Raw genomic sequence first — 22423 nt, 5'->3', positions numbered from 1 at the left:
AATTAAATTAATATTTTATGTCTTCTGAACCAACCTATATTACTAAAGAGGGTTTAAAAAAGTTTAAAAAAGAACTTGATAATCTTAAAAATGTTAAAAGAAAAGAGATAGCTAATAGAATTCAAGAAGCCAAGGAGATGGGAGATTTATCAGAAAACGCCGAATATGCTGAAGCTAAAAATGAGCAATCTTTTGTTGAAGGTCGCATTGTTGAATTAAAAGAAATTTTAAAAAATGCCAGTATTATTGATAAAAAAAATAATAAAGGTGATAGAGTCAACCTTGGCTCGACCATTAAGGTAAAAAATGATGATAAAATTTCAACCTTTATTATTGTTGGCACTAATGAAGTTAATTTAGAAGAAGGTAAAATTTCCCATAAATCTCCTATTGGTCAAGCTTTTCTCGGCTGCAAAAAAGGCGAAACAATAAAAATTGAAGTTCCCAGTGGAGTTAAAGAGTATCAGATTATTTCTATTGAATAGAATTAAAATAGATTTTATAAATAACTAGTTTTTCTATTAAAGACTAGTTTTTTATTTGCTCTCGCGCCATATATTATGTTATAATGTAGACAATAGCTAAATAAATTTTATGAAAAAATCAAAAGATCTGGACCAATACAGATTCCGTTTAGAAAAATTAGAGAAATTAAAAGAAAAAAAAATAAATGCTTTTCCAGCTCAAGCTGAACGTACTCATACCATTAAACAAGCCCTGGCTAAATTTGAGAAACTGGCCAAAAATAATAAAGAAGTGACTATATTGGGAAGACTTAAAAGCTTGCGCCTTCATGGTGGCTCTCTTTTTTGCGATTTAGAAGACGCTTCAGATTCAATACAAATTTATTTGAAAAAAAATAAACTGGGACCGGAAAAGTATAATCTTTTTAAAAATAATTTTGATATCGGTGATTTTATACAAATAACCGGCCTCCTCTTTAAAACTAAAAGGGGCGAAGAAACTGTTTTAGTCCATGATTATAAACTTTTAACCAAAGCTTTAATGCCATTACCTGAAAAGTGGCACGGCTTATCGGACACCGAAGTTCGTTTTCGGCAGAGATATCTTGACCTAATTGCTAACCCAGAAGTAAAAGCTATTTTTGAAAAACGGAGCCTCATAGTACGAGCCATACGCGAATTTTTAGATAGAAGAGGTTTTTTAGAAGTAGAGACCCCGGTCCTTCAGTCAATACCCGGCGGAGCCAATGCCAAACCTTTTAAAACTCACCATAAGGCTCTTGATATAGACTTATATCTTCGTATAGCTCCAGAATTATTTTTAAAACGGCTTATTATCGGCGGTTTTGAAAAAGTTTATGAAATAGCCCGTTGTTTTCGTAATGAAGGTATTGATCATTCTCATAATCCTGAGTTTACCCAGGTTGAATTTTACTGGGCTTACGCTGATTATGAGGATTTAATGCAGTTAACTGAACAAATGATCGGCCATATTTTAGACTCTCTTAAAATCGGCCCGAAAATAAAATACGAAAATAGAACTATAGATTTCAAGGCTCCTTTCAAAAGAATCTCATTTAACCAAGCCTTGAAAAAATATGTGGCTATTGATCTTGATAAAATTAAAAACGATAAGGAACTCATTAAAAAAGCTAAAAATAAGGGCTTAGAAATTGAAAAAAACGAGCAACGCGGCAGTATCATCGATAATTTGTTTAAAAAACTTATACGTCCTAATCTAATTAACCCCACTTTTGTTATTGATTACCCAACGGAAATATCACCTTTGAGTAAGAAAAAGGCCACTCAACCGAATTACACGGAAAGGTTTCAATTAATTGCCGGGGGACAGGAATTAACCAATGCTTTTTCTGAATTAAACGATCCGCTTGATCAAAAGGAAAGATTCATGGCCCAGGAATCTTTAAGAAAAAAAGGTGATCAAGAAGCGCAAAGAATTGATGAAAGTTTTATCGAAGCCTTAACTTATGGTATGCCTCCGACAGCCGGCTTTGGCCTGGGGATAGACCGTTTAACAGCTCTGCTGACAAACCGACACAATATTAAAGAAGTGATACTTTTTCCCACATTAAAACCTAAAAAATGACCCGAGATCAAGCTTTAAAATTAGTCAAAGAAAAAATCAAAACCCCAAATTTAATTAATCACTGCCTGGCTGTGGAAGCAGTGATGAAAGCCTTGGCCAAGACTTTTAATAAAGACGAGGAAAAATGGAGCTTGGCTGGTTTGCTGCATGATATTGACTACGAAGAAACTAAAGATAATCCAAAGAAGCATTCACTTAAGGGAGCCCAAATACTAAAAGAATTAGGAGTTGATGAAGATATAGTTCAGGCCGTCAAAGCTCATAATGAAGTGCATGGTCTGCCTCGAAAAACTAAAATCGATAAAGCTCTTTATTGTGCCGACCCGATAACTGGTCTCATAGTAGCGGCCACTTTAGTTTTACCGGATAAAAAGCTAAAGAGTTTAAAGACTAAATCAGTTTTAAAAAGATTTAAAGAAAAATCTTTTGCTAAAGGAGCTAATCGTCAGGCTATAGCCAGCTGCCAAGAACTTGGTCTTTCTTTAGAAGATTTTGTTAAAATTAGTCTCAAATCCATGCAAAACATCTCTAATAAAATTGGCTTATAAAAAATTATGATAGATATTAAATTAATAAGAGATAATAAAAAAGAAGTTAAACATGGTTTAGAAAAGAGGGGAGTTAAGCCTGGAATAATTGATGAAATTTTTGAGCTAGATAAAAAAATTAGACAGTTTAAACAACGCCTGGATGAACTTCGCTCGGAAATGAATAATAAATCAGGTAAAAATTTATCTGAAGAAGATTTAAAACTCTTGCGCCATAAAAAAGGCACTATCAAAACTCTAGAAAAAGGCTTGCTTGAATATAAAAATGATTTTAAAGAGAAGTTATTATCTCTACCAAACCTACCGGCCAGTGATGTTAAAGTGGGCCGAAATGATACAGAAAATGAAATTTTAGAAACCAAGGGAGAGAAAACAAAATTTGATTTTAAAATTAAAGACTATTTAAGGCTGGCCCAAAAACTTGATTTAATCGATATGGAAAGAGCGGCCAAGGTTTCGGGTTCACGTTTTACTTATCTTAAAGGAGACTTGGTTAAGCTGCAGTACGCTTTATTATCTTTTGGCCTGGATTTTCTCACTAAAAAGGGGTTTTCCCTTATTGTGCCGCCTTTAATGATTAAAGATAAGATTATGAAAGGACTAGGCTATATTGAGGGTTTGGATGAAAAAGATAAATACCATTTTAAAAAAGACGGGCTTTATCTTATCGGCACGGCTGAACAGTCTTTAATTCCTTTACACGCTAATGAAATTTTAGATAAAAAAGAATTACCCCAAAGATACGGCGCCTTTACGCCGGCTTTCCGAAGAGAAGCTGGTTCATATGGTAAAGATACCAAAGGCATTTTAAGACTGCACCAGTTTGATAAACTGGAGATGGTTTCACTGGCTGAAAAAGAAAAAGGCGATCAGGAGCAAATATTTGTTTTTGATTGCGCCCAGGAAATTATGAATAATTTAAAGATTCCTTACCGCCTAGTTAAAATGTGTACTGGCGATTTAGTTTTTCCTTCAGCCAGAACTTTTGATATAGAAACTTGGATGCCCGGGCAAAATAAATACCGGGAAACTCATTCCTGTTCCACTTGTACTGATTTTCAAGCCCGTCGTCTTAATATCCGCTATCGTGACCAAAATAATCAAACCAAATTTGTGCATACTATCAACGGCACCGCTCTGGCTATGGGTCGTATACTAGTGGCCATCATTGAAAATTTTCAGACTTCATCAGGATCAATAAAAGTACCAAAGGTTTTGCAAAAATACTGCCCATTAAAAGAAATTAAATAACTTTTATGTCAAATTCCCAAAATTGGCCCACTTGGGTTGAAATTTCCCGATCAGCTCTTAAACACAATTTAAAGCAATACAATAATATAAAGGCTAAAAACAGTCAAATAGCCCCTGTTTTAAAGTCTAATGCTTATGGCCATGGCTTGATAGAATGTGCTAATTTGCTTAAAAATGAGCCTATTTGGGGCTTTTGTACGGTAAACCTATCCGAATCCCTAATACTTCGTCATTTTGGGTTTAGTGGCCGTTTATTAGTCTTAAGTTTTGTTGATGAAGATTTATCTTTAGGTATTAAAAAAGATATTACCTTTAGTGTCTATAGCCAAAAATTTGCCCGTAAATTAAACAGTCTAGCTCGAAAATTAAATAAAAAAGTTAAAATTCATCTTAAGGTAGAAACTGGTACCGGCCGTCTAGGTCTTTGGCCCGAAGATTTCTATAATATTGTAAAAAAAATTTCCAAAATGAAAAATCTGTCTATTGAAGGAGTTTTTACCCATTTAGCTGACTCAGAAAACGCTAACTGGAATTTTACTAATAAACAAATAAAAAGATTTAATCAAATTTTAGAAAAATTAAAAAAAGAAAATATTAATATCCCTTTAAAACATATGGCTTGTTCGGCCGCAGCTATCGGTCATAGTAAAATTCATTATAATTTAATTCGTCTGGGTCTTTCTCTTTATGGACTTTATCCATCCGAGGCGGTTAAAAAAAGAGTCAAGGATAAATATAATAATTTCTCTTTAAAACCAGTTCTTTCCTGGTACACCAAAATAATTCAGATCAAAAAACTGCCCGCCGGTCACAATATTGGCTATGGCTGTTCCTATAAAACTAAAACAAAAAAGAAAATTGCGGTTTTACCAGTGGGTTATTGGGACGGTTATGATCGACATCTCTCGAACAAAAATTTTGTTCTCATTAAAGGCCAGCGCTGTTCGGTTTTAGGCCGGATTTGTATGAATATGCATATGGTTGATATTACCCCTATAAAAAATATTAGAGTAGGGGAGAGGGTTACCTTAATTGGATGTGACGGTAGTGAAAAAATAACCGTTGAAGAAATGGCGGAAAAGATTGGCACCATTAACTATGAAATTCCCACTCGTATTAATCCCTTAATTCCAAGAATAATATGCCAGTAAAAAAATTAAAAATTGGAATACTTTTTGGTGGACCTTCGCCAGAGCATGAAGTTTCTCTAGTTTCAGCCCAGTCAGTGGTTAAGGCTTTAAATAAAAATAAGTTTACCTCTATACCCATTGGCTTAACTAAGCAGGGCCAGTGGATTATTGGCCAGCCTTTCGAAGATCTTAAAAAAGGCAAGATAAAGAAGAGTCAAATTGTTTTGCCGCCGACAAACTTCAAACACCGCGGTTTGCTTGATGCTCAGTCAGGAAAATTAATCCAGAAAATTGACCTTTTCTTTCCGGTTTTACACGGACCTTTTGGTGAAGACGGTAAAATACAGGGTCTGCTTGATTTATCGGGGATTCCTTATGTAGCTTCCGGAGTATTAGGCTCAAGCTTAGGCATGGATAAAGTAGTGCAAAAACAAATTTATAGAGAAGAGGGCCTAAAAACCCCTAAATTTATCTATTTTAGACATTTTGATTGGCAAAAAAATAAAAAAAACTGGCTCGAAAAAGCCTTTAAAGAGATAGCTTTTCCCTGCTTTGTAAAACCAGCTAATATGGGTTCTTCGGTCGGAATAACTAAGGTAAGTCAAAAAGAAAATTTAAAAAAAGCTATCGAAAAAGCCTTTAAATATGACCATAAAGTATTAGTGGAAAAGAGTATTGAAAAAGCCCGAGAAATTGAAACTGCTATTTTAGGCAACGAAGACCCCAAAGTTTCTTATCCCGGAGAAATTATAGCTTCCGGAGAATTTTATGATTATGATGCTAAATATGTCGACGGCCAATCAAAAACTTTAACTGGTATAGAAATACCTAAAAAAGTGGTTAATGAATTAAAGATTTTGGCTAAAAAAGCTTTTATTTCTCTTAATGGCTATGGTATGGCCCGGGCTGATTTTCTGGTTAAGGATAAAGAGGTTTATATTAATGAAATAAATACCATACCGGGCTTCACTGCTATTTCTATGTATCCTAAACTTTGGCAGCACGAAGGTATTTCTTATTCAAAATTAATCGAAGAATTAATATCTTTGGCCATCAAAAGACACAAAAAAGATCAAAAACTAAAATTATCTTATCAGCCAAAAAATGACTGGTATAAATAAGCTATGCGCTTAAATCCATTCCGCAAAAGGCGTCGTGTTAAACCCTTAAATAAACCAAAAAAAGAATATAAGAATCCTTTTTTTTCCAAAGAAAATTTTTTGGATATTTTTATAAGAAAAATAAAAGTTCATTATGGATTTTTTATTCTTATTTTTTTTGCTTTGGGCTATTTAATATTTTTCTCAGAAGTTTTTCAAATCCAATTTATTAAGGTTCATGGAGCCCAAAAAACCAAAGCCGGGTCTATTGAGCAAATGGTAAAACAAGAGCTGGCTAAGGACCGTTTTTTGGTTTTCTCACAAAAAAACTTCTTTATGTTTAATGATGAAAAGGCCGAAAGACTTTTAAAAGAACAAATTCAAAAAGAAACTGGCCTGGATCAATTTACCTTAAAAAAGAAATTTCCTCGCACTGTTAAAATTACCTTAAAAGAAATTATTCCCTCAATAACCTGGCAGCGTAAAGATAATTATTTTTATATAAACCGCGAGGGGGTAGTAGCCCAGGATGTCAAAAAAGAAAAAATTAATCCCGCCTTTCCTTTAATTTATGATGTTAATGAGTTTTATATTAGTCCCGGAGACAAAGTTATAAATAACGATATCCTCAGTCATTTAGAAAAAATTAAAAAGTCATTAAACACAATTGGTCTTGAAATTGAGCGCTTTGAAACCCCGGTTATGACTTGCCCTCTAATACCGCAAAATGAAACCAATACCAATAACAATACTAATTCTGATAGCCAGACTAATAATAACACTAATAATTCTAAGCTAAATTTAAATCTAAATAAAAATACTAATTCAATTTACAGTCAAGATTGTCTAGAACAAGAAAAATTAAAAAAGACCAACTATATCAATGTACTAACCACAAAAGAATATCTTATTTACTTTGACGTATCCGAGGATATTAACAGCCAAATAAATTTACTTAATACGGTTTTAAAAACTGAGTTAAAAGGTCAGGAGGAAAATTTAAAATATATTGATCTTAGATTTGGCAGAAGAATATATTACCAATGAACTATTTTATACTGACAATTTTTATATTTACTTATCTTTTTCTTATTTTTGGTAAAATAAATAAACTTCTGGTGGTTGGCCTGGCCACAGCTTTACTTATATTAAGCGGCACTATTAGCCCTGGACAAGCCTTTAGTTTTGTTAATTGGAATGTGATGGCTATCTTTGTTGGCATGCTAGTTTTAGCTGATCTATTTATAGACTCAAGAGTACCCGCTTTTTTAGCCCGTACTCTGGCCAATAAAGCCAAAACTACCGCTATGGCCTTTATACTTATTTGTGCTTTAACCAGTTTTATTTCGGCTTTTGTTGAAAATGTAGCCACTGTATTAATTATCGCTCCTTTAGCTATTTCTTTAGCCAGACACTTAAGAATTAAGGTAGCCCCCTTTTTAATTGGTATTGCGGTTTGTTCCAATCTGCAAGGAACAGCCACTTTAGTCGGTGATCCACCGAGTATGATTCTGGCCGGTTTTTCTAAAATGACTTTTAATGACTTTTTCTGGTTTAAAGGTTCTCCCGGGATATTTTTTGCTGTTCAGGCCGGGGCCATTATCTCTATATTTGTTTTGTATCTAATCTTTCGCCGCCATACGCGGGGAGTGGGGGAACTTTATAAGGTGAATGTTAAGTCTTGGACTCCCACTATTTTAATAATTTTATTAATTATTTCCTTAGCTCTAGCCTCAATTTATGGCTCACAATTCCATTATTTAGCCGGTATTATTACTTTAGCTTACGCTTTAATCGGTTTGATCTGGTTATTAATAAAAGAGGATATTCATACCTTGCCCGGGCTGTTGAAACCATTGGATTGGAACACTTCGGTATTTTTGTTCTGTATTTTTATAATAGTTGGTTCGTTGGAGTCTGGTGGTATAATTGAGGCCTTAACTAGTACTATGAAATCCCTAACCGCTGGCAATGTATTTTTAACCTACTCTATAATTCTCTGGTTTTCAGTTATTATCAGCGCTGTTATTGATAATGTTCCCTATATACTAATAATGCTACCCGTAACCGCCGGTTTAGCGGTTCATTTGGGGGTTAGTCCTTATTTATTTTATTTTTCACTCTTGCTTGGAGCTTCAGTGGGTGGTAATATTACTCCCATAGGAGCGTCGGCTAATATTGTTTCGGTTGGTATTGCCAAGAAAAAAGCTGGTGAAGATATCAGTTTTTGGCAATTTTTCAAAATCGGACTACCTTTTACTTTATCAGCTGTAACTGTCTCATGGTTAATTGGTTGGTTTTTCTGGCAGAATTTAGTATAATTAAGGACCACAGACATTAGACACTCGACAAATTTTCCAACTAATCCCTAATTAAAATTAACTAATCACTAATTAACCAAATCCATGTATACTAAAAAAGTTCTTGACCATTTTCAAAATCCGCGTAACTTAGGTCAAATGAAAAAACCGGATGGCGTCGGAGAGGTCGGTAATCCCACCTGCGGGGATATCATGAAAATTTATATTAAGGTTAAAGATAATAAAATTAAAGATATTAAGTTTGAAACTCTTGGCTGCGGGGCCGCGATTGCTACTTCTTCTATGATTACTGAATTAGCTAAAGGTAAAACTCTTGAACAAGCTAGTAAAATTACCCGCGAAGATATTGCTGACCAACTTGGTGGCTTGCCAACAATAAAAATGCATTGTTCAAACCTAGCGGCTGACGCCTTGAAAAAAGCGATTGAGGATTACGAAAAGAAAAAGAAATAAATTATTTAATTATAATAAAATTTCATTACTTTAAAGAGAAGGTAAATCATAAACTCAAACAATTCTTTTAATGCTAATATTAGTATATACCAGTAAATATTCTTGATTTTTTGTGTGTTTAGATATTAAAGAAAAAGCTAAAGCTTGGTATGCTTTAGCTTGTATTAAACATTTAGAGTAACTGATTAATGAACGGGAGATTTTCTGTAGATACAGTGATAAGATGTCGTTTATTACCATCATAGTAGCAATGAGGAACTGTTTGTATTTTTGTAGCTTTGATTCGCTTCGCTAATCGAAGCACACTACGACGCACAGTAGTAAAGTAGGCTTCAGTAAAGCCTAGTTCGATGAATCGAAGCGCCATGGCTTTAACAAGATGAAGAGAACATTTATCTAACAAGGGTACAGTCGGCAATACCGTCAGTGCAGTAAACCAGGCTTCCTGATACGAGATAATACCGATTAACACGCCAACAACTGTTTTATTATGACGAGCCAAAATGATTGTATCTCTCTGCCATCGCGCTAAACGACCGAGAGTATAACGATTATGTCCCTCCGGAAAACCAAATTGGTAACAAGTTACCATATTCTCGAAATACTTCGGCTGAAAATCAATAATATCGATCATGTTTTTCCTCCTTATTTTATGAAGAACGATGATATTATCATATCAAAAGCGATTTTCATAGTCAATATATATTTCTGTTCAAACTTGGACGCTGACACCTTATTAAAAGCTATCCAAAATTACGAAAATAAAAATAAGTAATTTTAATCTATGATTAAAAGAAAAAAAATTGGTTTGGCCTTGGGTTCCGGCGGATTTCGCGGTCTAGCTCATATTGGTGTTATTAAAGTTTTAGAAAAAAATAATATACCTATCGATTATATAGCTGGTTCCTCCATTGGTGCTTTAATCGGGGCTTTTTATGCTTCTTGCTTAGATATTAAAAAAGTGGAAAAGACAATACTAGAAGCGGACTGGAAAACCGGATTATCAATTTTAGATTTTGGCAAAAAAGGCGGTTTAATTAAAGGTAAAAAATTAGAAAAATTTATAAATAATTTTCTCACCGTCAATAGTTTCAAAGAACTCAAGATTCCGCTGGCGGTGATTACCACGGATATAAATAAGTGTCAGAAGGTCATTTTAAATGCTGGTAATTTAATCAAAGCCATCCGAGCTAGCTTTTCGGCCCCTTTAATTTTTGATCCCATCTATTATCAAAAAAGACTTTTAGCTGATGGCGGCTTAGTTGATCCAGTACCGGATAACGAGGTTAAAAATATGGGGGCTGATATAATCCTGGCTGTTAATATTGAAAACGGCTATTTTCCCCATAAACTTAATTTTCATAAGAATATTTCTATGATTAAGCTAGCTATGCGCTCCTATAATATTGTTGCTTCCAGTTTAGCTAAACTATCTATGGACCAAGCTGATATTATTATTGAGCCGAAAGTTGGCGGTGACCGGATAGTCGGTTTAGAAAAATTCTTTGCTCAGAAAAATACTAAAAAGCTGATCAAACGGGGTGAAGAGGCAGCCGCTGCTGAAATAAATGAGATTAAGAAAATATTATAAATATTTTAGAGGACTAATTGAGACTCGTAGCGGAGATAAACCTTTTGTTAACGCCTAAAAAAATAATTATCACTATAATTAAACGTTTAATTCGTTTTATAAAAATTTCTCATATATTTTGCGACACTAAAACTAACTATCAATATTAATAAATAATAGGTTAGTCACTATATTCTTTAAATAGTTAATTACTTTAAACTTAAAATTTTTTTATAACCAAGAGGGGAATGGTATATTAAAAAGAGATTAAAATCTTGTTTGGTTCAATTAGTATAAATATCGGATAAATAAGCGGCGATTTAAGGGCCTTAAAATAACTCCGGATAGATATAAGTATCTAATTATTTTAAAATTTGATAGAGTTATAAATAATATTCATAATAATACATAAATTTTTTATAAAAGCCATAAAATGATTAAATAAAATTATTTAAGAGCAGAAGAGTAGAATTGATATAAAAATATTAAATAGACCTATTATAGGTGTAATTAATAAAAAAGTCCCCTTGACAGCTAAAAGAGGCTGTATTACAATAATAATATAACTGGGTATAATATCCCTTACACTCAATAAAATATGACTAAATCTAATAAAACCAAAAACAGCCCTTCTCTGCCGTATTTTGATGATTACCTGCTTATGTTGCAGACAAATAACTATTCCGACAAAACTATTTACAATTACGAGAGAGATTTAAAAGTTTTTGAAGATTATTTAAAAGATAATCATTTAAAGTTTAAAAATCTGAAAAGAAAAGATATTGAACAATATAAAGCCTACCTCACTTCAATCGATCGACAGACGGCTGAACATGATCAAGGGCAAAAGAAACTTGGTTCATACTCAATAAACCGGATGCTTTCTTCTTTGCGTTCTTATCTAAAATATATTATTGATAATGAATACCACTCCCCTATTTCGCCGGAGATGGTTAAGTTAACTAAAACTGAAAAAAAACATCCCCGAGTAGCTGAGCTGGAAGACCTTATTAAACTTATCAAAGCCCCGACAAATTTTGAAAAAAATAAAAAAGTAGCTCGGCGCAACCGGGCCATGCTGGAGGTTATGTTTTCCACCGGCCTGCGTATCTCGGAACTGGTTAATTTAAACCGCGATCAAATTGACAAAACCGGCAAGATATTTGTTATGGGTAAAGGCAAAAAAGAAAGATTTGTTTATCTAACCCCGCGGGCCCAGGATCATTTAAATAAATACTTAGATATCCGCACCGATGATTCACCGGCTCTTTTTATTCCTTACCGCGGTCAAAGGGCCTCAAAACACGAAAAAAGAATTTCTATTAACTATCTTCAAGATAAAATAAAACATTACCGCGAAAGACTAAAAATTAATGTACCGACTTCGGCTCATTCTTTGCGCCATGGCTTTGCTACTTATTTAGCCGAGCAAGGGGCTAATCCGGCCGCTATACAAATATTACTCGGCCATGAGTCATTAGACACCACCACAAGGTATGTTCATGCGTCTGACCGCTACGCCGAGAAAACAATGAAGAAGTTTCATCCTTTGAAGAATAAGTAAATATACCTAATCTAAATAAAAATAGGCCCAAAAAACCTGTTAGTTTAAAATGTTTATTTTACAATAGTTATAAGAATTTACGCGAATTAGTTTGGATGCTGGTTAAAAGAAGGAAATTTTGCATTTCCTGTTTTGTACAGCAACCTTACTCTTCGATTTTTATCAACATCTTTCATAAAATCTTTGAATTCATTACATACGATATTTGTTTTGTTAAATACTATAAGAAATACAAATAATTCATTAGAACTTCCATGTCGACTGAATATTTCTATTAGTCTAATAACTTTTAGGTAATCCTTTTGTAATTCGTGAATTGTTTTAGGTGTAATACCTTTTTTGTTACGAATGAACTTTAATTCAAATACGATTGCATTTCCCCAAAACGAACATTGTTTACTTGGCAATTTTACCCCAGGCCTTCCCTTATAATGCAAAATACTTAGGTTTTTTGGTTCTAATATAGTTATATCTGGAATAATATTTAATTTATCGTTTTCATCATACCAGGATAATTCTGTATGGACAGGATTTGAAAAAATGTCCCTGTCTTCCGTTTGTGTAAATTTGTTTAGTATAGAAATTTTTACTAATTCTGAATATATCGCACACTTTAAATCGCTTTCGGTCAAGATATAACCCTTATTCTCTTGAAATCTGACACATAACTTATCTATTTTATTATCTATCTTTCTCAATAATATGTCCATTGTATTATTTTTGTGATTTTATTAAATCTTTTAGTTCTTTCTTAGTTTCAATAAATCTATTTATCTCATTATTCAAATCTTCTAAAGTTGGCTTTTTATATGAATATTTATCACTATGTAAGTGGCCTTCCATAAATCGGCAGCATTTAGCAAAACTATCAAGTATTTTATCTCTTATTTTAACATTAAATATAACCTTTTCTAAATTACCCATTTTTATTCTATCACTAAATCTTTCTACAACTCCTCCAAACAGTTCAAAAATAACAAGAGCTTCATACGAAGTTCTCAATGAAGTAAAGCCGTTTTTTATATCAACTTCTCTATCTTGTGGATTGGAATTTTTAGCTTTCTTATAATAAATTTGTGCTTTTGTGGGTTTTTTATATTTTTTTTCTAGTGCCGGTGAACAATCTATTGAAATTTTTCCTGCCTCACCATCTAATTGCTCAATCCAATGACATGATCGTTTTACTGCTTCATCAGCACAACCACTAATAAGTGCATGTAGAAAAACTAAATCGTGAGTAAAAATAATAACCTGTCTTTCTTTAGATTCAGCGGCCAGTCTTTTAGCAATATTTTCTTTTCTCTCGTCGTCTAAAGATGTAACTGGATCATCAAAAATAATGCCTTTATTTACACCGGATAATCTAATCTCTGAAATAAAATCCGCTAATGATATTACCTTCTGTTCTCCTTCACTTAAAATACCAGAAGGACAATATTTTTTGATTTTTAATTCACGAAATGAAGTTCCAGATGAACCGGTATACTTAATTTCAACCCCAAAATTACCTCTCAATCTTTTGCATTCTTTTTTAAAGGATTTGATATAAGCACCACTAAAATATATTACAGATAATCTTTTCTCCTCCTTTGTACTTTTAGATTTTATTGATGACAATTTACTTTTTTTTCTCTCAGCAGCTTTTGCCCACTTTAGTTTATTGATATATTTTTTTATACTTGGTTCGTGTTGTGATAATTTTTCTTTGTGTTTCAAATAATCAATTTTCTTATTTATTTCTTTTATTTCTTTTTTTGGTTCTTTATTTTCAAGTTTCTTTATCCTACTTTTTAATTCAGTTACAATTATATCTAAATCTGTAACATCTATTTTCAGTTCTTTTTTAGCAGAATAAGATTTTGTTTTTAAATCGGCAGTTATACTTTTGACTAATTTTTTTTGAGAATTAATTGTTTTTTTCAATTCGGTTAGGATAGTTGGTTTATTTTCAGATAACCATATAGTTAAAATATCGTTTGAATTAAATAAATCTAAATTTAATTCTTTATATATTTCTTTCAGCTTATCAATTTGCTTAAGTGCATCTTGTTCTTCTACTTCAGCTTGACTCTTGATAAAAATTCTGTACCTATTAATTAAATCTATTGCTTCCTCAGACAGAGTTTGTTGACAAAGAATACACTTATCATCTTCTTTGGGATATTTAGAATACTGAATTTTAGCAAACTTATCAGCAGCTTGAATAAAATTTTTCCATTCTTTACTACCAATATTCTTTATTGAGTCAGATTTAAAATTATCCAATCCTTCTTTCTTAGTAAGGTTATGCTTTTTAGCATAGTTTTTAATAGCTTCCTTTACTTCGAGAATTTTTGACTCATTCAAGAGTTTGTTTACATCGTTTATTAATAACTTTAAATTAGCAATAAGACCTTTAATTCTGTCCAATTCATCTATTTCCTTAACTTTTTTGAGAGTTAGTAACTTAATCTTCTCCTCTTCTAGTGTTTTTATTGCTTCTTTGTCAATTTCTGTAAACGGTAAATGTTTATCTAAATCTTTAATCTTAGTTTTGTCTGAAATATTAGTTATTAAATTATTAATATCGGATTCACCATCAAATAAACCCAGATAGTCTTTAGATCGTTGTTTTTCAACTATATCAAAATCCAATTTTGTTTTTATCTTTTCGATAGCATCATTCAATTTGCCAAAAAATTCTAGACTCTTTGGCCTAAATTCAAATTTATTTCTCTCATCGAGATGAATTTTGACGCTATTATTATCGAAAACAGCAAATTGACGAAATTCTGGCTTATCAGCATCATCAGGATATTTCAATTCATATATATCGTCTTCTGATTCAAAAGCAAATTTGGCAGTAATATTCTTATGTTTGCCTACCACATTAATATTAGGAATGATATCTTCTTCGCTTCTAGAAAAAAATGTTTTTTTTAATAATCTACCATACCCTGTTTTACCAGAACCTGTTTTACCATATATGATCGTTATATTTGGTCCGCACTTAATTAATTGTTCCTCTGCTAATATATTTACTCCTTCAACATTTTTTATTTTTTTCAACACAAGATTCTTTTTATAACCAGATTCATGGGCACTTATAGGGTCTACAACTATATTTGGTCTAGTACTTTTTTCTTTAAGACCTTCATCTTCAAGAAAATAATTATAAGCAGCATCCAAAATATCATCGTTGATTATATAGGCATTTGAGATGTTTTTTGCTAAATATTTTGCCCAATATGGCAGAGTATTCGAAAATACTGAAATGTTATCTTCTAGTTTTTTTTTCTTAATTTTTGCCATTATTTGTACATGAAATTACCTTATTCAATTTTCAATTATTTATGCCAGTCTTAATTTCATTTTATAATATTTAGAATCTTCTCTCCCCTACCATACCCCCAATCCAAAATTTATTCTACTAAATCATTAGTTAATGATTCATAAATTGTTTCATCGTCAATTATAAGCTTTTCAAGTTCCCAGTTATTTTGATCTGCGTCATCTCCTTCTAAATATTTAAGAGTGGCAACCCAATCACTCCGAATCATAACCCCAAAACTATTTTCTGCATCAACATGTGATGTTACCTGGTATCGATTTTCTCCAAGAGATGTACTTACAAAATCTAAGATTGGAAAATCAGCACTCGAAGGAGACTTAAGAGAATCCCTCACAAAACCCTTGGCAATAACAAATGCCATTGAATCCGATGTGGTTGTAGTTGTGGTGGATGTACTATTATTTTGATCATTGTCTCCACTACATGAAACAAATCCCACAATTACTAAAATTATAATAATTACCAAACAGCCTATTGCGCTGCTACTCTTCTTCTTTTTTTCATGTTTTTTTCTCTGTTCAGAGCGATATTTCTCTTCTTCAGAAATTTTTTGTTTTTCTTCAGGTGATAAAGTCATATGATTTTTTAATTATTACTCCACCCCTCCACCTCATCCAAAATCTGATCAAAACTAACTGAAAGGTAATGGAGGCTTAAGTCTCCCCTACCCTTAAATCTACCTCCCAGCTCCAAAGTTGGCAAGGGCTAATTTACTCGTTCTCCTGAGACATTTTAGCCAATTCTTTGTCCAGTTTAACCGCATTTTCACTGACCGCAAAAGCCATTTCGTTAATACCGACCAGTTTTAGCCCACTTAGCTTTCTTAGTCGTGACAGAGCCACATAACCCATTCCAGGCGTAAAAGAGGCGCTCAGGTCTATCTCAGCGAGATCTAAGGTCATTCCCTGGCACTTATGGACAGTTATGGCCCAGGCCAGACGCAGGGGGATTTGGTGAATACTGGCTAATTCTTTATTATCTTCTTCCACAATCCAACGAGTCGGTTTGGCTAGTACCCTCTTACCATGAAGCGTTTTTACGACCGGAAAACCTTCATTAAAACTGATCACCTGCCCAAGCGTGCCATTAACATAACCTTTATCTAGATTATTTTTTACAAACATAACTATCGCCCCCTTTTTTAAAATAAGGTATTCCGGAGAGAGACAATTCTTTTTTAAAGTTTTAATTAATTTAGCCTGTCCTTTTTCTTTCATTTCATAACCATAGGCTTTTTTCTTAATCTTTTTAAGCTCATTATTATTTTGAGTATCAACGTCAAAGTTATGAGTGTATAGTTTAGTCGCGGTTAGTTTGTTTGTAATTTTTTTATTAAGACGAGTAAGAACAATATCTTTGGTTGATTTTGAAATATTGTTTGAACGCATATCATTCAAAAACTTAAGATATTTTTTGTCAGCTTGCCGGTGTTGCTCGGTTAGATAACAAACTTTAAGATTCATATTATTCCAGATGACAGCCTCATTAACGAAACTCCCCTCCCCTCGGCTGACACTAATCGGAGGAAGTTGAAAAAAATCACCACTCAGGACAATTTGAATCCCGCCGAAAGGTTTTAAGCTTTGTTTGATCGCTTTACAAATATGGTCAATAATATCTAAGTGATAATCATTAAGCATTGAAATTTCGTCAATAATAAGAGTTTTGGTTTGCCTAATATTTTTTCTTATTTTTTTATTTCTAATAATTTTTTTTATCACTTTATCGGGAAAACTATGATTAATACCCAGGCCCGCCCAAGAGTGAATTGTTCGGCCATTAATATGGGTGGCCGCGATACCGGTTGAAGCGGTAATAGCCCCGCTAATTTCTTTTTTCCTTAAGTGTCTAATAAACTTGTTCAAAACAAAAGTTTTCCCACTTCCGGCGGCGCCGGTCAGAAGAACATTATGTCCTTTTTTTAAAATCTCTAAAGCTCTCTTTTGTTTCAAAATATTTAAATTATTTTTTTATTATTTATTAAATTTACCTTTAATTATCACATTAAGCAAGGATTATATAAAAAAACGTAAGGTGTCAAACCTCCGTTAAGAAAAGATCAAATTGATTGATAAAAATGCAATTATTTTATATTATGGTCGGAAGGTCTATTTTGACCGGTTTTAACCCTCAAACCACTAGGGCGAAGCGGGAAAGGCAGTTGTGCCATCTTCAAGGCAAATAGCAAGATAACAGATATTATTACGACTAATAGCCCCGGCCTTTTTTAGGTCAAGCTCGTCGCCATACTGGAAAAAGTTTCTTTCAAGATCTCTAAACCCAACAACTAAAACCTGACCCGCCGCTACGCCCAAAACCTATTAGCCTTAAATAAAAAAAAGCAGGCCGTGGGAATTTGGCCTGCCGATCGGAACTATAGCAAATGGTAGATTGTTATAGCCCCCATTAGAACTATTAGAGTCAACCAGAGCGGAAAAAATGTTTTACTTGCGTAATTATTAAGCTCAGCTCGTATTTTATAATTAAAATTACTTCTTCTAAATAATACATGGTAGATAAACCATAAAATATAAAATAGAATAGCCAAGACATTTAGAAAGTTTATAACCGACAAATGTTCTGGTATTTTTTTGGTGATACACAAATAGCCAAGAATTTGAAAAGCAAAAGCTAAAGCAAACAGAGCTGTTTGTCGGTCTCTAAATTCACCTTTTACTCTTATTATCCCTCTGTAAAGACTGCTCATAATACCAATTGATATAGCCAAGTAGACCCACCACAAATTATAAAGAGTTTCCAATTTGGTCCTCCTTTTTAAAAAACAATTTACAAGGAACAATAGTCTTTCTTTTTATCATAATTATTATTTTTGGTCAAGAATTTCTCGCCGGATAAATCCGGCGCCAGGTTGTTTGCCTCGTTTGGTTTTTTCATTCTAAATCTAACAACCAAAAACCTGACCCGCCGCTACGACTAAAACCTATTAGCCTTAAATAAAAAAAAGCAGGCTAATTATCTTTTACCTGCTTTATTAAATGTTCTTTTTTTCAGCCAATAACTAAGAGAACAGCGAGGCCTATTATTGTGAGATACAAACATAAATTTTGGGTCTTTGGACTAATTCTCCTATTCACTTCTTTATGAACCTTCACATCTATGAATAATTTAAGATAATTTATAAGTAGATATAAATAACCAGCTATAGCCAGTAATATGAACGCCGAATAAATTCTTCTCATAAGAAACTCACTAATAGTAACAACAGACAAAAAACTTATGATGCCAAATATTTCTATAATGAATCCGATTATAAGAGCTATAAAAAATTTGAGATTATACGTAATTCCTGATTCATCATAAATAAATATAATAATACCCGCGGCCAAGAGAAAGTGGACCCACCATAAATTATAAAGAGCTGCCATTTCAATCCTCCTTTTTTAAAAAACAAATTTACAAGGTACAATAGTCTTTCTTTTTATCATAACTAACGGTTTTCGTCAATATCAAAAAATATAATTTTAAAAAAATATATTAGTATATTTTTAAATAAGGATTTCTTCACTCTGCCTGCCCCGAGCTGCTAGTTTGGTTACTAGGCTGAGTCAATGGGTTTTATTCTAAGCCTAAACCTTTTAACCTTACCAGCTGCTATAACCATAACCTATTAGCATTAAAACAAAAAAAGAAGCTTTTAAAAGCCACCTAAAGTAATCCTAATAAATACCTCTTTTTTTTATTACAAAAAAAATTAGAATATACTTAACCCAAACTTAAGTGGTATTTCTTTAATGCTTTTTTTATGGCTTTATAATCCGGGAAAACCGTTTCTACTAAATGCCAAAATTTAAGAGAGTGATTAAATTCTTTGAGATGACAGAGTTCGTGGTAAATAATATAATCTAAGTATCGTGGGGGCAAAAATATAATTTTATAATTAAAACTCAAGTTCCCTTTTTTGGAGCAACTCCCCCACCGGGTTTTTTGGTTTCTAATGGTAATTTTTTGATAATTAAAATTATATAATTTATCAAAATAATCAACCCGAATACCAACCAGTTTGTGGGCCCGATCTTTATGCCTTAAATAATCTTTTTTAGTGTAACGACAAATTGTGTTTCCCTTGAATTGTTTAACCAATTCTTTTTTTGAAATAACCCAATCACTTTTTTCTTTGATAAACTTTTCCGCCTTTTTTTCTTTAAATCTATGAGGTATAACTATCACCACCGAACCATCAAGCTTAACAGATAACCTCATTTTTTTGGCTCTCTTACTTTTTTTGAGTGTGTAGGCTATTTTTTTATTATTTGAACAAATTATTTCTGGCATATTTAATTACTAGTCTTATTAAAGACTATTTAGTTAATACTCCCTAATTTTAAGCCACTTAGCTTTTTGAATCAAGAAAGACCATCATAACACATTCCAGGATCTAAACCAAAACCTTACCAGCTGCTATAACCATAACCAATTAGCAAAACAAAGGGTTTTGGGCTGAGCCGCTAGTTTGGTTATTAGGCTGAGTCAATGGTTTTATATTCCAAGCCCAACCACCCAAACCTTACTAGCCGCCACACCAAAACCTAATAGCATCAAATAAAAAAAAGGAGCCCGTCGTCAGGTGACGAGGGCTCGGGTATGGGTAAGAAAGGGCGATTTATAAGGAGTGGTACAACTTTTAAGATATGTGATTAGAGAATACTGACATAAGGTCAGTGGTACCGGATAGACTCCTTATAATGTGAAGTTATTAATATCATATCAGAGCCTAAATTTTTGTCAAGAATAACTTATCCACATGGCTTTTTATTCTAAACCTAACCACCAAAACCTGACCCGCCGCCACACCTAAAACCTATTAGCAAAACAAAGGGTTTTGGAATGTTTTGTCTTCTGATTATAATTTATTTTTTTCGCAGTCCTTATTTGACAACTCTTTTTTTGGCTTAGTTCTTTTAAAAAATATATTATAGCATAATAGCCATAAACCAATAAATAGAACGACTAAAAGATGTATAGAATTAATTTCTAGAAACTGTTCTGGTATTTTTTTTATGATACTTAAATAGCCGAAAATCTGAAACATAATTGCCAAAGCTATAAGTAATGGCTGATTTTTTCTAATTTCACCATTTACTTTTATAACCCCTTTGAAAAGACTAAAAGTAATACCCAAGGATATAGCCAGATATACCCACCACAAATTATAAAGAGTTTCCAATTTGGTCCTCCTTTTTAAAAAACAAATTGCAAGGTACAAGTTTCAATAGTCTTTCTTTTTATCATAATTATCATTTTTGGTCAAGAATGTCTCGCCGGATAAATCCGGCGCCAGGTAGGTTGAAATTATTATAGTCTCGCACCATTTAGGCTGAGGTTGCCATAGGCAAATGAATGGAGAGATTATTATATTAGATTTTATAAACAAAAATTTCCAAGACCCAAACCAAAACCTTACACCTGTCCGCCTTTGGCGGAAGCCGCTATAACCATAACCAATTAGCATTAAAACAAAAGGGTTTTGGGCCGAGCTGCTAGTTTGGTTATTAGGCTGAGTCAATGGGTTTTATTCTAAGCCTAACAACCAACCACCTGACTCGCCGCCACACCTAAAACCTATTAGCCTTAAAATAAATAGAGCCCGAGTTGGGCCCTATTTTTTGCATATTTTGGCTAAAATAGCTTGTAATTATATTAAAACAAATAACCGGCTGGGTCAACAGGAACTGGGATACCATTAGTATTAACCTGGCGCACTTCAAAATGCAAGTGGGCTCCGGTAGAAAACGAGCCAGCTCCGGCCGTGCCGGGCAATCCCCCGGTTCTACCGATCACTTGTCCTTTAGTGACAAAGTCTCCTTCAGTAACTAAAACCTGACTGAGATGGCCGTAAACAGTAGATATTTCGTCATTGTGAATAATATTTATATAGTTATAAGCCGGGCGTTTATGGCCATAGGAATCCACTTTCCAGTCCAGTTTCCTAGCAATAGCTACATAACCGTCACCAGCCGCGTAAACATTTGAACCTTGGCTTACCCCAATATCCATACCAGCATGTGGTCCCAGCCATTTTTCATAAGGATAACCAGCGCCATGAAAGCCGCAGGTAATTCGTCTGGAGTCAGTTGGCCAAGCTAAAATGCCGGAAAATTCACCATAATACTCTTCCCCATTTTCTTTAGCCAGTTTAGCTCGAGCTCTTTTTTCCAGAGAGGAAATTTCTGTCTGGGTCTGTTGGGCTTCTTCTTTCAATTCTTCTAAAAGTGCTTCGTATTCAGCCTCAGTACTCATTGTTTCATCTAGTAAAATTTCTTGATAATCCATTTGCTGGGAAAGATCAGACTTTTCATTTTGTAAACCAGCCTTATAATCATCCAGTTCATTTCTTTTACCGCTTAAATTTTCTTCCTGAATCTTAAGGTCATGCTTGAGCTCCTTAAATTTGTAAAGCTCTTCTTTAATATTGCTCTGGATAGAATCAAGATATTTAACTTCATTATAAAATTCAGAAAAGTTTTTATTTAAAAGGGCTATTTCCAAATAGCTTTTTTTGTCGTTTTTAAAAATCTGCCTGATTAAAGCAGAGATCTGGTCTTTTTGGCTGTTTATTTTTTCATCTTTTTCCTTAATCTCTGAGCGAATCTGTTCCATCTCTAACTTTATTTTTTCAATTTCAGTTTCCTTTTTTGAAATTTCCAAGCTTGTCAGTTCAATCTGATTATCTAAAACATTAACTTCTTTTTTTAAGGAAGTCGCTTCTTGTTGTTTTTCTTTAACATTTTGCTGATAAATTTCTTTTTGCTGATTGATCTCAGAAATACGCTCTCTTTTTTCAAATATTTCCTGACTAACTTCATCAATGTATTCCTGAGTTTCTTCACTAATTTCTTCACTCTCTTCCAGCTCGTTTAAAGAAGAAACCAAGTCCTTAGAATTAATATTTAAAGCTCTAACACTGGGTATAAACAAAAAAGCAGCTAATATTATAAGAGCTACTACCCCTAATTTATGGTTAGTTTTTGTTTTAGCAAATTTTTGTTTTTGTCTCATTTTGCTAATTTTAGCCAATTTTATACGCACTTATAATTATAGCAAATTTTTGCTTTTTTGACAAATAA

Annotated in this window: 19 protein-coding genes; 11 read left to right on the top strand and 8 right to left on the bottom strand. The window is 33.1% G+C overall.

Going from position 1 to position 22423, the window contains the following annotated elements:
* The first annotated feature begins 17 nt into the window (after positions 1 to 17).
* The 9 genes from greA (at position 18) to nifU (ending at position 8873) form a co-directional block, all read left to right on the top strand.
* Entirely contained in the window at positions 18 to 485 is a 468-nt protein-coding gene (gene greA / locus U5L76_02050) for a transcription elongation factor GreA (GenBank protein MDZ7798380.1), read from the top strand.
* A 109-nt stretch (positions 486 to 594) separates the two neighbouring features.
* Positions 595 to 2070: a lysine--tRNA ligase gene (gene lysS, locus U5L76_02045; GenBank protein ID MDZ7798379.1), complete on the top strand. Its 1476-nt coding sequence runs from the start codon at positions 595 to 597 to the stop codon at positions 2068 to 2070.
* On the top strand, positions 2067 to 2618 hold the full coding sequence (locus U5L76_02040) for an HDIG domain-containing protein (protein MDZ7798378.1): 552 nt from the start codon (positions 2067 to 2069) through the stop codon (positions 2616 to 2618). The genes lysS and U5L76_02040 overlap by 4 nt, the downstream gene beginning before the upstream one ends.
* 6 nt (positions 2619 to 2624) lie before the next feature.
* Entirely contained in the window at positions 2625 to 3869 is a 1245-nt protein-coding gene (gene serS / locus U5L76_02035; protein MDZ7798377.1) for a serine--tRNA ligase, read from the top strand.
* 5 nt (positions 3870 to 3874) lie between these two features.
* Positions 3875 to 5020 (top strand): alanine racemase, encoded by a 1146-nt coding sequence (gene alr, locus U5L76_02030; GenBank protein ID MDZ7798376.1) that lies wholly within the window; start codon positions 3875 to 3877, stop codon positions 5018 to 5020.
* Positions 5011 to 6120, top strand: a complete 1110-nt coding sequence (locus tag U5L76_02025) for a D-alanine--D-alanine ligase family protein (protein ID MDZ7798375.1) — start codon at positions 5011 to 5013, stop codon at positions 6118 to 6120. Before alr ends, U5L76_02025 begins: the two co-directional genes overlap by 10 nt.
* Before the next feature lie 3 nt (positions 6121 to 6123).
* Positions 6124 to 7146 (top strand): hypothetical protein, encoded by a 1023-nt coding sequence (locus U5L76_02020; protein MDZ7798374.1) that lies wholly within the window; start codon positions 6124 to 6126, stop codon positions 7144 to 7146.
* Entirely contained in the window at positions 7143 to 8420 is a 1278-nt protein-coding gene (locus U5L76_02015; GenBank protein ID MDZ7798373.1) for an SLC13 family permease, read from the top strand. Before U5L76_02020 ends, U5L76_02015 begins: the two co-directional genes overlap by 4 nt.
* A gap of 84 nt (positions 8421 to 8504) precedes the next feature.
* Positions 8505 to 8873, top strand: coding sequence for a Fe-S cluster assembly scaffold protein NifU (gene nifU / locus U5L76_02010; protein ID MDZ7798372.1), 369 nt, complete (start codon positions 8505 to 8507; stop codon positions 8871 to 8873).
* 172 nt (positions 8874 to 9045) lie between these two features.
* Here nifU and U5L76_02005 read toward each other — a convergent pair whose 3' ends face one another.
* On the bottom strand, positions 9046 to 9507 hold the full coding sequence (locus U5L76_02005) for a hypothetical protein (protein ID MDZ7798371.1): 462 nt from the start codon (positions 9505 to 9507) through the stop codon (positions 9046 to 9048).
* Positions 9508 to 9657: 150 nt separating this feature from the next.
* Here U5L76_02005 and U5L76_02000 point away from each other — a divergent pair, with 150 nt between their 5' ends.
* Both U5L76_02000 and U5L76_01995 read left to right on the top strand, forming a co-directional pair.
* Positions 9658 to 10464: a patatin-like phospholipase family protein gene (locus U5L76_02000; GenBank protein MDZ7798370.1), complete on the top strand. Its 807-nt coding sequence runs from the start codon at positions 9658 to 9660 to the stop codon at positions 10462 to 10464.
* Positions 10465 to 11041: 577 nt separating this feature from the next.
* Complete coding sequence (locus tag U5L76_01995) at positions 11042 to 12007, top strand: tyrosine-type recombinase/integrase (GenBank protein MDZ7798369.1); 966 nt, start codon at positions 11042 to 11044, stop codon at positions 12005 to 12007.
* 86 nt (positions 12008 to 12093) lie between these two features.
* Here the strand turns inward: U5L76_01995 and U5L76_01990 are convergent, their stop codons facing one another.
* The 7 genes from U5L76_01990 to U5L76_01960 all read right to left on the bottom strand — a co-directional run bounded on the left by U5L76_01990 (position 12094) and on the right by U5L76_01960 (position 22355).
* Positions 12094 to 12717, bottom strand: coding sequence for a hypothetical protein (locus U5L76_01990; GenBank protein ID MDZ7798368.1), 624 nt, complete (start codon positions 12715 to 12717; stop codon positions 12094 to 12096).
* Positions 12718 to 12721: 4 nt separating this feature from the next.
* Positions 12722 to 15298 carry a hypothetical protein gene (locus U5L76_01985; protein ID MDZ7798367.1) on the bottom strand — a complete coding sequence of 859 codons (2577 nt, stop codon included), beginning with the start codon at positions 15296 to 15298 and terminating at the stop codon, positions 12722 to 12724.
* Positions 15299 to 15408: 110 nt separating this feature from the next.
* Positions 15409 to 15915: a hypothetical protein gene (locus U5L76_01980; GenBank protein ID MDZ7798366.1), complete on the bottom strand. Its 507-nt coding sequence runs from the start codon at positions 15913 to 15915 to the stop codon at positions 15409 to 15411.
* A 133-nt stretch (positions 15916 to 16048) separates the two neighbouring features.
* Positions 16049 to 17290, bottom strand: a complete 1242-nt coding sequence (locus U5L76_01975; protein ID MDZ7798365.1) for a PIF1 family DEAD/DEAH box helicase — start codon at positions 17288 to 17290, stop codon at positions 16049 to 16051.
* Positions 17291 to 19061: 1771 nt separating this feature from the next.
* On the bottom strand, positions 19062 to 19631 hold the full coding sequence (locus U5L76_01970) for a M48 family metallopeptidase (protein ID MDZ7798364.1): 570 nt from the start codon (positions 19629 to 19631) through the stop codon (positions 19062 to 19064).
* A 568-nt stretch (positions 19632 to 20199) separates the two neighbouring features.
* Positions 20200 to 20523, bottom strand: coding sequence for a hypothetical protein (locus tag U5L76_01965; GenBank protein MDZ7798363.1), 324 nt, complete (start codon positions 20521 to 20523; stop codon positions 20200 to 20202).
* Between the two features lie 473 nt (positions 20524 to 20996).
* Positions 20997 to 22355 carry a peptidoglycan DD-metalloendopeptidase family protein gene (locus U5L76_01960; protein MDZ7798362.1) on the bottom strand — a complete coding sequence of 453 codons (1359 nt, stop codon included), beginning with the start codon at positions 22353 to 22355 and terminating at the stop codon, positions 20997 to 20999.
* Between the last annotated feature and the right edge of the window lie 68 nt (positions 22356 to 22423).

This window comes from Patescibacteria group bacterium (assembly GCA_034520665.1).
Lineage (GTDB): Bacteria > Patescibacteriota > Patescibacteriia > JAXHNJ01 > JAXHNJ01 > JAXHNJ01.
Note: the sequence above shows the minus strand (reverse complement) of the source record. Positions and strands in the feature narration are given on the sequence as shown.